At 64.5% G+C, this 12273-nt stretch carries 10 protein-coding genes; 7 read left to right on the top strand and 3 right to left on the bottom strand.

Annotation, left to right across the window (positions count from 1 at the left end; translation table 11 throughout):
• Positions 1-109: 109 nt before the first annotated feature.
• The gene (locus tag O6Y00_RS10200; RefSeq protein ID WP_353442686.1) at positions 110-598 is read right to left on the bottom strand and encodes an acyltransferase; all 489 of its coding nucleotides are present in this window, start codon (positions 596-598) and stop codon (positions 110-112) included.
• 449 nt (positions 599-1047) lie between these two features.
• Between O6Y00_RS10200 and coxB the strand changes: the two genes are divergently transcribed.
• Genes coxB through O6Y00_RS10175 form a run of 5 tightly spaced genes read left to right on the top strand, consistent with a single transcriptional unit; the run spans position 1048 to position 6611 of the window.
• The gene (coxB, locus tag O6Y00_RS10195) at positions 1048-2046 is read left to right on the top strand and encodes a cytochrome c oxidase subunit II (protein ID WP_435368611.1); all 999 of its coding nucleotides are present in this window, start codon (positions 1048-1050) and stop codon (positions 2044-2046) included.
• Entirely contained in the window at positions 2043-4589 is a 2547-nt protein-coding gene (gene ctaD, locus O6Y00_RS10190; protein WP_353442469.1) for a cytochrome c oxidase subunit I, read from the top strand. The genes coxB and ctaD overlap by 4 nt, the downstream gene beginning before the upstream one ends.
• Positions 4586-4969 (top strand): hypothetical protein, encoded by a 384-nt coding sequence (locus O6Y00_RS10185; RefSeq protein ID WP_353442468.1) that lies wholly within the window; start codon positions 4586-4588, stop codon positions 4967-4969. The genes ctaD and O6Y00_RS10185 overlap by 4 nt, the downstream gene beginning before the upstream one ends.
• Entirely contained in the window at positions 4966-5586 is a 621-nt protein-coding gene (locus O6Y00_RS10180) for a cytochrome c oxidase assembly protein (RefSeq protein ID WP_353442467.1), read from the top strand. Before O6Y00_RS10185 ends, O6Y00_RS10180 begins: the two co-directional genes overlap by 4 nt.
• Positions 5583-6611: a c-type cytochrome gene (locus O6Y00_RS10175; RefSeq protein ID WP_353442466.1), complete on the top strand. Its 1029-nt coding sequence runs from the start codon at positions 5583-5585 to the stop codon at positions 6609-6611. The genes O6Y00_RS10180 and O6Y00_RS10175 overlap by 4 nt, the downstream gene beginning before the upstream one ends.
• A 197-nt stretch (positions 6612-6808) precedes the next feature.
• Here the strand turns inward: O6Y00_RS10175 and O6Y00_RS10170 are convergent, their stop codons facing one another.
• Together O6Y00_RS10170 and O6Y00_RS10165 are read right to left on the bottom strand one after the other, a co-directional pair.
• Positions 6809-7354 carry a sugar O-acetyltransferase gene (locus O6Y00_RS10170; protein ID WP_353442465.1) on the bottom strand — a complete coding sequence of 182 codons (546 nt, stop codon included), beginning with the start codon at positions 7352-7354 and terminating at the stop codon, positions 6809-6811.
• A gap of 5 nt (positions 7355-7359) precedes the next feature.
• Entirely contained in the window at positions 7360-8097 is a 738-nt protein-coding gene (locus O6Y00_RS10165; protein ID WP_353442464.1) for a DUF1349 domain-containing protein, read from the bottom strand.
• Here O6Y00_RS10165 and O6Y00_RS10160 point away from each other — a divergent pair.
• Both O6Y00_RS10160 and O6Y00_RS10155 read left to right on the top strand, forming a co-directional pair.
• Positions 8088-8669, top strand: coding sequence for a TetR/AcrR family transcriptional regulator (locus O6Y00_RS10160; RefSeq protein ID WP_353442463.1), 582 nt, complete (start codon positions 8088-8090; stop codon positions 8667-8669). The genes O6Y00_RS10165 and O6Y00_RS10160 overlap by 10 nt on opposite strands.
• Positions 8670-9126: 457 nt before the next feature.
• Positions 9127-12114 (top strand): TonB-dependent receptor, encoded by a 2988-nt coding sequence (locus tag O6Y00_RS10155; RefSeq protein WP_435368610.1) that lies wholly within the window; start codon positions 9127-9129, stop codon positions 12112-12114.
• The last annotated feature ends 159 nt before the right edge of the window (positions 12115-12273 follow it).

Here is a 12273-nt window from a genome sequence, read left to right as displayed (position 1 = left end):
ATCGTTCATTTGCCTGAACGCCGTCTTTAGCGGCTCGTGCCAATTACCGTAAAGGTCGAACCAAGAGGTAAGCAACCAGATGCCCTGACGTCTTGCTTGTACCCAAGCATTACTCGAAGCTCAGGTCCTTGATTCGAACAGCGTAGGGCGGACAGTAAAGTCCGTTCGCCTCGGTCGACTTGGCGACTACCGATCCGGCGTTGATGACGCATCCCTCGCGCACGATTACGCCCGGGTAGATGGTGACGTTGGCGCCTATCCAGCAACCGCGTTCGATCAAGACGGGGCGAAGTCGGTCCCCGTCGACACCCCGCCGCCATACCGAGCGCGTGATGTGATGGGTCAGCGATATGATCGTGCACCGGTAGCTGATCCGTACCGCCTCACCGATCTCGACACCACCGCCAGCGTCGATCAATCCTTCAGGGCCGACAAACGCTCCCTTGCGTAGCGTCAGTCGCTGCGGATCGACGACCGTACAACTGGGATCAATGAAGGCCCCTTCCTCCATGGTGATGAGGCTCAACATCTCTTTGGTCAGCACGGGCGTCTTTTCTTGTCTCGGCAATTTGCCGTCCCTCGTCGAGACGTCGTTCACGGTCAACCGTTTACCGCCTCAGTATCCGCCGTGGCCACCGCCCAGGAGTACCGGCCAAACCGCCATATCGGCACGTTGGTCTCGGATCGATCTCGGGGCTTAGCTCACGAAGTTTTAGGTGCAGCTTTAGAACGAGAACCGCCCGTCGGCCGCGACCAGCCCCCTTGGCGGCAGTTCGCGGCCCAGATTCCGGAGCTGGAGGAGCTTCGGGATAGGACGAGTGCCTTGCTCAAGGACCTAGAAGAGGCCGTCGCCGTTCGGCGGTGGGAATTACTTACGCCGATCCGAAAGCAGGACGGACCATCGCCAACCGATCTCCCGCCTGCTCCTCCGGCGGCATGAACCTGAAGCATGGATTATACCGGCGTCCAAGATCTGCTCCGTTTGACACGCCTACATGACATTTCTGTCATTTTTGGTTTACGCGCCCTTGCCAGCTGGGTTAGGGGATGCGCCGCAAAATGGTGGGCAAGGTGATGATGCGGAAGGCTATTTTTCTTTCCGTGGGCGCGTGCCTGCCGCTATTGGCGGCGTGCAACCAGCACCAGTCGACGCTCGCGCCGTTCGGCGAGGAGGCGGACAAGGTCCTCTCGATCACGATCGTTCTGGTCATCGGCGCGATCATTCTCGCGGGCGGGCTCGCGTTGCTGATGCGCCACGCGATGCGCGCGCCGGAAGGTCGGCTGACCCACAAGGGCGGGATGAAGCTGGTGCTCTGGCTCGGCGGCATCGGGCCGTCGATCCTGCTGCTGGGCCTGCTGCTCTACGCCCTCCCCGCGATGCGACCGCGCGAAGTTGCGAACAACGATCTGCGGATCGGCGTCGAGGGCGAGCAGTTCTGGTGGCGCGTCCGCTATGCGCCGCCCGGCGGTTCGGTGGTCGAGACCGCAAACGAACTCCGCCTCCCCGTCGGCCGCACGGTCGAGCTCTTGCTGCGCAGCCCCGACGTCATCCACAGCTTCTGGGTGCCGGGTCTCGCGGGAAAAATGGACATGATCCCAGGCCGCACCAACCGCCTCGTGGTTCGCGCGACCAAGGCGGGGACGTACCGCGGCGTCTGCGCGGAATTCTGCGGGCTCGGCCATGCGCTGATGGCGTTCGACGTGATCGCGATGGAGCCAGCCGCGTTCGAGCGCTGGCTCGCCGAGCAGCGCAAGCCCGCTATCGTCACCGCGTCGCCGGGCGCGCGCGCCTTCGCGAGCTATGGCTGTAGCGGGTGCCACAGCGTCCGCGGCGTCGGCCCGGTCGCGAAGATCGGCCCCGACCTGACGCACTTCGGGTCGCGCCCGACGCTCGCCGCGGGTGTGCTGCCGATGACGCACGCCAACATCGCCGGGTTCGTGCGCGAGCCGGGCAAGACCAAGCCCGGCGTGCGGATGCCCGCCTTCCCGCAGATGTCGGCCGCCGAAGCCGACCAGATCGCCAGCTATCTTCAGGGGCTCAAATGACCACCGAGAGCGCCCAGTACGTCGCCCCCGACCAGAACGATCCCGCGGTCCGCAAGGGCCAGGAGGATCGCCTGCGCGAGGTATGGAAAGCCCCGACCGGCTGGTTCTTCCGCTGGACCGACGTCAACAACAACCGGATCGGCGTGTGGTACACGCTGACCGCGTTCGGCTTCATGCTGTTCGCGGGCGTGCTCGCACTGATCATGCGCACGCAGCTGGCAGTGCCGAACAACGATCTCGTCACGGCGAACACGTTCAACCAGCTTTTCACGCTGCACGGCTCGATGATGATGTTCCTGTTCGCGGTGCCGATGTTCGAGGCGGTGTCGATCATCCTGCTGCCGCAGCTGCTCGGTGCGCGCGACCTGCCGTTCCCGCGGCTGTCGGGGTTCGGCTATTGGAGCTTCCTGATCGGCGGCGTGTTCGTGTCGGGCTCGATCTTCTTCGACGCAGCACCCGACGGCGGCTGGTTCATGTATCCGCCGCTGACGACGCGGACCGACCTCAGCGGGCTTGGCGCGGATATCTGGATGCTGGGGCTGAGCTTCATCGAGGTGTCGTCGGTCGCCGCCGCGGTCGAGCTGATCGTCGGCGTGCTGAAATGCCGCCCGCCTGGCATGCGGCTCAACCTGATGCCGCTCTACGCCTGGTACATCCTGGTCGTCGCGGTGATGATCCTGTTCGCATTCCCGCCGCTGATCGCCGGCGACGTGCTGTTCGAGATGGAGCGGCTGCTGAACTGGCCGTTCTTCAACGCGGAGAAGGGCGGCGATCCGCTGCTGTGGCAGCACCTGTTCTGGATCTTTGGGCATCCCGAAGTCTACATCGTCTTCCTGCCGTCGATTGCGCTGTTCGCGATGTTGATCCCGACCTTCGCGCAACGCCATCTGCTGGGCTATCCGTGGATCGTGCTGGCCGCGGTCGGCACCGCATTCCTGAGCTTCGGACTGTGGGTCCACCACATGTTCACGACCGGGTTGCCCAAGATCAGCCTCGCCTTCTTCGCAGCGGCGTCGGAGGCGGTGGCGATCCCGACCGGCGTGCAGATCTTCGTATTCATCGCGACGCTCTGGGCGGGCAACGTCAAGAAATCGACGCCGTTGCTGTACGCGAGCGGAAGCCTTGCCGTGTTCGTGATCGGCGGCCTGACCGGCGTGATGGTCGCAGTCGCCCCGTTCGACTGGCAGGCGCACGACACCTATTTCGTCGTCGCGCATCTCCACTACGTGCTGATCGGCGGCACGCTGCTGCCGCTGTTCGCGGGGCTCTATTATTACTGGCCGTTGGTGACGGGGAAGAAGCTGTCGGACCGGCTCGGGCGGATCGCGTTCTGGATCATGTTCGTCGGCATGAACCTGACCTTCTTCCCGATGCACCTGTCCGGCCTGCTCGGCATGCCGCGGCGCGTCTTCACCTATCCGGAAGAACTCGGGATCGGCGGGCTCAATCTTGCCTCGACGATTGGGTCTTACATGTTCGCGCTCGGCGTCGTGATCGTCTGCATCGACCTCGCGCTGTCGCCGCGTCGCCCGAAGGCCCCGCGCAATCCGTGGAATGCCGGCACGCTGGAATGGCTCGCGCATCCGGACGATGAGGATTGGGGTATTCGCTCGGTGCCGCTGATCGAGAGCCGCTATCCGATCTGGGACCAGAAGAACTTCGTCCAGAAGGTCGACGAGGGCCGCTTCTTCCTGCCCGACGCCGAGGAGATGCGGCGCGAGTCCATCGTCACCTCCGTGCTCGACGCGCGCCCGGTGCAGGTGATCCGGCTGGGTACGCCGAGCGTGAAGCCGATGATGACTGCGGTCGCGCTCGCCGGCGTGTTCATCCTGACGACCTACCATCTCTATATCTGGTCGGCGGTCAGCGGCGTCGCGACGCTCGCCTGCGTGCTGTGGTGGCTGTGGACCGGCACCGCCGAGATCCCCGAAAAGCCGACCAAGCATATCGGCCACGGCATCGAGGTGCCGCTTTATACCTCCGGGCCGTCGGCGCCGGGTTGGTGGGCGATGTTCATCACGATGATGGCGGACGCGACCGCGTTCTCGGGGCTGGTGTTCGGCTATTTCTTCTTCTGGACGATCCACAACGATTTTCCGCCGAGCGGGGTCGGGCTCAACGGGCCGGGCGTGTTCTGGCCGATGGTCGCGTTGGCGCTGACCCTCGCCGGATGGGCCGCCACCGTCGGCGCACGCGAAGTGCATCGCCGCGGCAACGTCGGCGCGGGTCGTGCGCTGCTGGTAGTCGGCATCGTCGCGACGCTGGCGAGCCTGTTCGCCGGACTTGCGGGGCCTTGGTCTTCAGGGCTCGATCCCGAACTCCACGTCTATCCCGCGATCGTCTGGACGCTGGCGATCTGGACCGCGGTGCATGCCGCGATCGGAGTCATCATGCAGGCCTACACGCTTGCGCGCAGCCTCGCGGGGAAGATGACGCCGGTCTATGACGCCGACCTGCGCAACATCACCGTGTACCACCACTTTCTCGCGCTGACGGGCATCGTGACGTTCTGCACGATCGGCCTGTTCCCGGGTGTCGCATGAAGAAGCATTGGGCGCGCGACCTGAAGGTGACGCTGTGGACGCTGATCGTCCCGCCGACGATCTGGGCCGTGCATTTCCTGTTCTGCTACCTGTGGGTCGCGGTGACCTGCGCGAAATCGTCGAGACCCGGAACGGCGTTGACCGGATTCCCGCTCGCAACGCTGATCGCGACGATCGTGGCACTGCTGGGGATCGTCGCGGCGGGCTATATCGCGCGTGTGCAATCCCAGACACCGGGTGATCCGCCGCCACACGAACAGGGCACCGCGATCGACCGTCTCCGCTTCCTGGCGTTGTCGACGCGGTTGCTGGCGGGACTGAGCTTCGTCGCGGTGATCTTCACCGCGTTGCCGGTCATCATCTTCGGCGATTGCCGATGAGACGCGCGAGCCTCGGACTGGGCGCCGCGCTAGTCCCGCTCGGCTGGGCCTTCGCCGCAGCACCGCTCGGGATGGTCGGCCACATGGCGGGGCACATGATAGCGGTCGCGGTCGCCGCGCCGTTCCTCGCCTACGGGATCGCCGGAAGCCGCTTCGACCCAGCCGAGCGCTGGCCCACAGTCGTCACCCCGCTCGCGATGTCGCTGGTCGAACTCGTTGTCGTCTGGCTCTGGCACCTCCCAGCGCTGAGGCTCCGGGTCGACATGCAGCCGCTCGCGCTGCTGGTCGAGCAAGCGAGCTTCCTGATCGCCGGCGTCCTACTTTGGAGCGCGGTCCTCGGCACACGCGTCGGCGGCGCAAGCGACCGTCGCGCGTCAGGCGTCGCGGCATTGCTGCTAACCTCGATGCACATGACAATGCTCGGCGCGCTGATCGGCCTCGCCCCGCGACCGCTCTACGCAATGATGGAGATGCACCCGGCGATCCACGGTCTCGACGCCCTCGAAGACCAGCAACTCGGCGGCGTCGTCATGCTGATGGTCGGCGCGGCGAGCTATTTCATCGGCGGGCTCGCGATGCTCGGCGGACTGTTGAAGACACGGAGCGCGACCGCATGACGATCCGGATAACCTGGGCGCGCGCCGCCGCCGCCATCGTCGGACTGGCGCTCGCCGGGCTGTTGTTCGCCTGGTCGGGCGTGTTCAACATCGCCGCGTCGTCGGGCCATTGGAAGATCACCGACTGGTTCCTTCACTGGACGATGCGCAACTCGGTGCGCACCTACGCCGCCGTCACTGCGCCCGACGATCCCACGGCGAACGAGGGTCTCGTCAGCGCCGCCGGCCTGTTCAAGGCAAGCTGCGCCTCGTGCCACGGCGCGCCCGGCGTCCGCCCCCTCCCCGTGATGCAGGCCGCGACGCCCCCTGCCCCCGACCTGTCGGTCAACGCACGCGAGTGGACCGACAAGCAGATCTTCTGGATCCTCAAGCATGGCGTCAAATACACCGGCATGCCCGGCTGGGCCGCCAAGGACCGCGACGACGAAGTCCGCCGCATGGTCGCCTTCGTCCGCCTGCTCCCCGAAATGACGCACGCGACCTATCGCTCGCTGACCGAAGTGCCCGGCGTCACCGATGCCAAGATCGCCACGTGCGCCGGCTGTCATGGCGCGGACGGCCGAGGTCGCAACCAGCCGGACATGCCCGTGCTGGGCGGCCAGAGCCCGGCGTATCTCCGTGCCGCGCTCGAAGCCTATGCGACCGGCAAGCGCCAGAGCGCGGTCATGGCGAACGCGGCCGCGACGCTGACGCCTGCCGAGATGACGCGGTTGGCGGACCACTTCGCAGCGATGAAAGGTATCGGCAGCGTCACGGCGTCGGGATCGATCGCGGCTGCCCGGATCGACCGCGAAGGACTGCCGAAGGTTCAGCTCCCAGCCTGCGCGAGCTGCCACGCACCCGGCAAGCCATACCCGGTGCTCGCCGGCCAGCGCGCCAGCTACATCGCGCAGCGCCTTCGCAACTGGCGCGGCGACGAGACGGTGGTCGACGCGCGGAAGTCGCAATCGACGATGCCGGTGATCGCCCGCCGTATCCCCGAGGACATGATCGATCCGCTCGCGCAGTATCTTGCGGGTCGCTGAACTACCGCAGAGGCAATGCCGTCGACTTTCACGCGCAAGGCTTTCGTGCTCACGCGTGCCCGCGATTACAGTGTCAGCGCTCGATCCCTGGCGGCAGCCGCGATGCAGGACCCTTGCATCGCGGCTGCCGCTTTGCGTTTCTCTACTTTCGGACACTCATATCCGTGCGAAAGCTGGCTCGGGCGAGCCATCGGACACTATTTCAGCAGGCGAGCGGGATTGCCCGCCACGGTTACGCCATCGGGAACATTACGCGTCACGACACTGCCCGCGCCGACGATCGCGTGGTCGCCGACGGTGATGCCAGGCAGGATCAGCGCCCCACCGCCTATCCAGACGTTTCGACCGATGGTGACCGACCGCCCAAACTCGAGCATCTGGCCACGCTGCGCCGGATCGCGTGGATGATCGGCGGTGAGGATCTGCACGCCCGGACCGATCTGCGTGTCCGCCCCGATCCGCACCGGCACGACGTCGAGCACGGTGCACCCGAAATTGAGGAACACGCCCTCACCGAGATGAATGTTATAACCATAGTCGCAGTGGAACGGCGGTCGGATCGTCGCACCGTGACCCGCGTGACCAAGCCCTTCTTGCAACAGCGCATGGCGCTCAGCCGCGGTAGCGGTCGATGCGCGGTTGTAGCGGTCGAGCCACCCAGCCGCGCGCGCGGCGTCCGCGACGAGTTCCGGATCGTCGGCGACGTAGAGCTGGCCGGCCAGCATCCGTTCCTTCTGCGTCATCGCGATCAACTCAGGTCGTGGAGATCCTTGCCCAATGGCGCGGTGATGCTCAGGTCGGAGAAATGCACCTCCAGTCCGGCACGTTCGGGCGTGCACGCCATCGGCCCGACCTGATACGCGGCGGCGATCGGAAAAGGCGCCAGTCTGACCAGCGGCCAGGTCTTGCCGTCAGCCGAGACCTGTAACCGCAGGACGCCCTTCGCAACGGTCGCGCGCATCCAGAAATCCTGCGCGTCGTGCTCGTAGGGGCCGGTTGCCCAATCGGACTTGCCGTCGGTCAGGACACTGCTCAGCATCGCGCGCCCGTCGGACAATTCGATCCCCGCTTTGACCCAGCGTCGTTCGTCGATCCGCACCATGATGCCGGCCTGATCATAGAGTTTCTGATACTGGCCGCGAATGCGCAGTTGCGCGGTAAACGCGGCAGGCGCGGTGAAGCCGAGAAAGTGGCCGCTGTCACGCGTGAAGCCGTAATGCGTCTCGCGCCAGAAATCGCTGCCCTTGTCGGTAACGAGCGTCAGGTCCCCGCTGGGTGCGACTTTCCAGGCCTTGGGCGCATTCAGCCAGCGACCGTCACGGCGCCCGAGCGCCGAGGTTCCCGACCCCTGCGCGGTCGCTGCGCCGGCGTTGCCCGCGATCGCAAGCGCCGCGGCACCGCCGATCACCGTTCGCCTGCTCACCCGATCCTCGGTCACAGCCACTACCTTCCAATCCACCGCGATATTGTGTACATATGTACACATGTCGAGATCGAGGTAAAGAGGCGATGGCCCAACAGTCCCGGCGCAACGATCCGGCGCGGCGGCAGCGCATCATCGACGCGACGCTTGCGGTCATTGCAGATCTTGGAACCGCGGCAACGACCCATCGCCGCATCGCCGAGACTGCGCAGGTACCGCTGGGGTCGGTCACCTACTATTTTGCGACGCTGGAGGATCTGCTCACGGTCGCCTTCCTGCAACTGGCCGCGGAATCCTCCGCTGCCTTTGGCGCCCGCCTGGACGCCGCGACGGACCACACAACTGCGTGTACGGCAGTCATCGACATCATCGCGAACCAGGTCTGGGCGGAACCGCGCACTTTGGTGTTGAGCTACGAACTATACGCTTTTGCCGCCCGGCACCCACCGGTCGGCGCGGTCATGCAGAAATGGATGGACAGCAGCCGAGCCGCCCTGGGTCGCTTCTTCGACCCGCTCACCGCGCGCGCGCTCGATGCGCTGATCGAGGGTATCGGCATCCACAATTCGATCGATCGCGCACCCCTCGACCGCGATGCGATCAAGGTCATCGTCGAGCGTATTGCCAGTCGTTAGCTGGTCCGATCGATCAGGCTGCCGCCTGCAAAGGACACTACTATCGAGGCCAAGACCATGTCGAGGGTATCATCGCGGTCGCTGCTCCCTTGATGTGCACGTCAATGCGGCCTGCTCCAAACGGCGACGATGCCGCCGGATAACGCCATAGCAGTCCGGTATCCTTGCGCGGCATCAGACCGTGCTGATCGACTATATCAGCGCACTGCTGGGGGATGCGGCCGCGCCGGGCGATGCTCCGCGCGCGCAGTATCGGGTAGCCAACGTGGGCAGCAGGACTGACATCGAGAATAGCCGTGTCCGCGGTGTGCATGGTTCCCCGGCTCTCCACGTCATCCTCCTCCAAACACCAGCCGAAATTAAAGCAGACACGCTTCTGTCCTCGTGCTATATGGTTTGGTATCTTACAATGTGGAAACTTGCCGAAGAGCTGTTCCATACCAGAGGGAGGTTGTCCATGCACCGTACAAGTCTCGCGGCCCGTATCCGTCTCAGCACATCGATGATCGCTTTGCTCTCCATAGGATATGCAACTGTTGCCGCGGCTCAGCAGACAACGCCCGTCCCGCCGCCTCCCACAACCGACGCCCCCGTTGCAGCGAACGCGGAGGCCCCCTCTGACTTGAACCAAGCCGACGACATAATCGTCACCGGGTTCCGCGCATCGCTCACCACCGCGATCAACCAGAAGCGCAACGAAACCGCGGCGATCGACAGCATCGTCGCCGAAGACATTGGCAAGTTTCCCGATTCAAACCTCGCCGAGTCGATGCAGCGTATCCCCGGCGTCGCACTCGCGCGGGGCGACGGAGGCGAAGGCCGCAACATTTCGGTGCGCGGACTCGGCGCTGCATTCACTCGCGTCCGCATCAATGGCATGGAAGGCACGTCCCAAACTGGCTCGTCCGATATCTATGGCGGCGGCAACAACGGCCGCAGCTTCGATTTCAACGTCTTCCCGACCGAGATCTTCTCGTCGCTCGCGGTTCGCAAGACACCCTCCGCCGATGTAGAGGAAGGCTCGCTCGGCGCGACCGTCGACCTGTCCGCACCAAAGCCGCTTGCGGGCAAGCAGGACTTCACGCTCAGCGCCACCGTTCGCGGCGTCTACAGCGAACTCGCCAAGAAGGTGAACCCGCGCGCCTCGCTGTTGGTCGCCAAGAAGTTCGACGACGGACGTTTCGGCATTCTCGGCTCGGTCGCCTATCAGGAACGCGACATCCGCGAAGTCGGCTATTCCGCCGTCGACATCCTGTCCGCCAACACCAATGGACTGTTCTGCTCGCCGCTCGGCTTCGCGCCCGCCACACCCGCGATCGGCAGCAAGGGCGCAGACGCCGCGAACTGCTATCCGGGCACCCCGCGGACCAGCACCAATGCCGCGTACAACGCGGTGCTGGCCGCGCGTCGCCCCGACCTGCCCAACACGGCGGGCAGCGGCGCGTTCTTCCCGCGTATCCCGCGCTATCTCAATTCGGAACAGAAGCAGAAGCGTCTCGGCGGCACTTTGAGTTTCCAGTACCAGCCCGATGCCGCGACCGACATTTCGCTCGACCTGCTCTATTCGCGCTTCCACGTCGTCCGCCGCGACAATTACATCGAGGCAATTTCGTTCGGGCGCTCGGCCGCAAACAACGGCCAGCCGGTGACGTCGATCAAGGACGTCACGCTGACGCCGCAGGGCGGGCTGGTCTACGGGCTGTTCGACGGCGTCGACGTCCGGTCGGAAGGGCTGGTCGACGATTTTACCTCGACGTTCAAGCAGGCCAATCTGAACGTCAAGCACGACTTCTCGGACAGTTTCGGGATCACCGCGCTGTTCGGGATGAATCAGGCCAAGTCGTTCGGCAAACGGCGTTTCCAATATTACATGGACGCGCTCGACACGCCCAATTTCTCGATCGACTACCGCGACGGCAACGACACCCCCAAGCTCGGCTTCGGCTTCGACGTGTCCGATCCGACCCGCTTCAACTATGCGCCGGCGTTGGCGGATGGCACGGTACGCGGCGGCTATAGCTTCCAGGCTCGCCCGTCGACCAACACGAACACGGGTCTCACCGCGGAAACGAACCTGCAGTGGAAAGTCGCCGATATGGTGACGCTCAAGGCCGGCGGACAGCATCGCCGCGCCGACTTCACGGTGCGCAACGTCATACCGTACACCGCCGATACGCTGACCAGGGCGCTCCCGGCCGGCACCACGCTCGCCGACATCACGCATCAGATCACGGGCGTTGGCGGCCTGTGGGGCAACGGCGCACCTGCGAGTTGGGTATCGCTCGATCCCGACAAGTTGATCAACACGTTCAACCTGGACGCGGTGCGCTATTGCGGTACCGAGTGCGGCGCGCAGTCCAGCCGGGTGCTCGAAGAAGTATCGTCGGCCTATGCAATGGCTGCGTTCGATCTCGGCGATCGGCTCGGCGGTATCGGCGTTCGCGGCGATGCCGGTGTTCGCTACGTGCATACCGATCAGCTGTCGTCGGGGTTCATTTCGGTCGCGCTTGCGGGCTCGCCTACCGGCGTGACCGGACGGTTTGCTACCGCGAACAAGACGTACAGCGACTGGCTGCCGTCTGGAAACCTCGTGATCGAGCCGATCGAGGATCTGCTTTTCCGCTTCTCCGGCGCCAAAGTGCTCGCGCGTCCTGAACTGGGCGTGCTGACCCCGACCAGTGGCGTCAACGCGGTGACGCGCAACGGCAGCATCCAGAACCCGCAGTTGGATCCAATTCGCGCCAACACCTTCGACGCGGCGATCGAATGGTATTTCCGCCCTGGCGCGCTGTTGTCCGCGGCGTTCTTCTACAAGGATCTCAAATCCTATGTGCAGAACGTCAACACGCTTGTCCCGTTCAGCGATCTTGGCCTGCCCAACGAACTGCTTGCGGGCACCAACACCCTGCCAAGCGAGCTGTTCACGATCGCACAGCCGCTCAACACGCCCGGTGGTCCGCTAAAGGGCGTGGAGGTCAACGCGCAGGTGCCGTTCACCTTCCTGCCGGGGTTCCTGAAGAACTTCGGCGCGTTGGCGAACTACACGCACGTCACCTCACGGATCGACTATATCCTTGCCAGCGTGAACGGTGTGCCGACCGTCACGACCACCGCCAACCTGATAGGTCTGTCGAAGAATACCGCATCCGGCACGCTCTATTACGAGGACAGCAAATTCAGCATCCGCGGCACCGCCAATTACCGCGACGGCTTTATCCGCGGCATTCCCGCCTCGCCCGGCAGCGACCTTCAAGGCAATGACAGCACCTTGTTCGTCGACGCCTCCGCCTCCTTTGCGGTGACGGAGAATGTAAAGCTGATCGTCGAAGGCACCAACCTTACCGACGAGCAGAACCGACTTTACACCGACAGCGTCCGCCAGGACACGCTGTTCCAGACCCGGATCGGGCGCACGGTAACCTTCGGGATCAACTTCAAACTGTAGGGCCATGTCATCTGTCGGGACGCTCGCGAGGCCAGAAGCTCCGACGATAGGATTTAGGGGGGAGCGCCCATGCCTCCGAAAGGCATTTGCCCCCCTGAAACCAGCAGGTGCGGTCACGTCCGCAGATCAGCCACGCAGTTCGGCGTACACTATAATCGA

It is taken from the genome of Sphingomonas faeni (assembly GCF_040407565.1).
Taxonomy (GTDB): domain Bacteria; phylum Pseudomonadota; class Alphaproteobacteria; order Sphingomonadales; family Sphingomonadaceae; genus Sphingomonas; species Sphingomonas faeni_F.
Note: the sequence above shows the minus strand (reverse complement) of the source record. Positions and strands in the feature narration are given on the sequence as shown.

Coding starts and splice junctions, on each gene's coding strand:
- coxB (WP_435368611.1), top strand. CDS start 1,048: ATGCGCCGCAAAATGGTGGGCAAGGTGATGATGCGGAAGGCTATTTTT.
- ctaD (WP_353442469.1), top strand. CDS start 2,043: ATGACCACCGAGAGCGCCCAGTACGTCGCCCCCGACCAGAACGATCCC.
- O6Y00_RS10185 (WP_353442468.1), top strand. CDS start 4,586: ATGAAGAAGCATTGGGCGCGCGACCTGAAGGTGACGCTGTGGACGCTG.
- O6Y00_RS10180 (WP_353442467.1), top strand. CDS start 4,966: ATGAGACGCGCGAGCCTCGGACTGGGCGCCGCGCTAGTCCCGCTCGGC.
- O6Y00_RS10175 (WP_353442466.1), top strand. CDS start 5,583: ATGACGATCCGGATAACCTGGGCGCGCGCCGCCGCCGCCATCGTCGGA.
- O6Y00_RS10170 (WP_353442465.1), bottom strand. CDS start 7,354: ATGACGCAGAAGGAACGGATGCTGGCCGGCCAGCTCTACGTCGCCGAC.
- O6Y00_RS10160 (WP_353442463.1), top strand. CDS start 8,088: ATGTACACATGTCGAGATCGAGGTAAAGAGGCGATGGCCCAACAGTCC.
- O6Y00_RS10165 (WP_353442464.1), bottom strand. CDS start 8,097: ATGTGTACATATGTACACAATATCGCGGTGGATTGGAAGGTAGTGGCT.
- O6Y00_RS10155 (WP_435368610.1), top strand. CDS start 9,127: ATGCACCGTACAAGTCTCGCGGCCCGTATCCGTCTCAGCACATCGATG.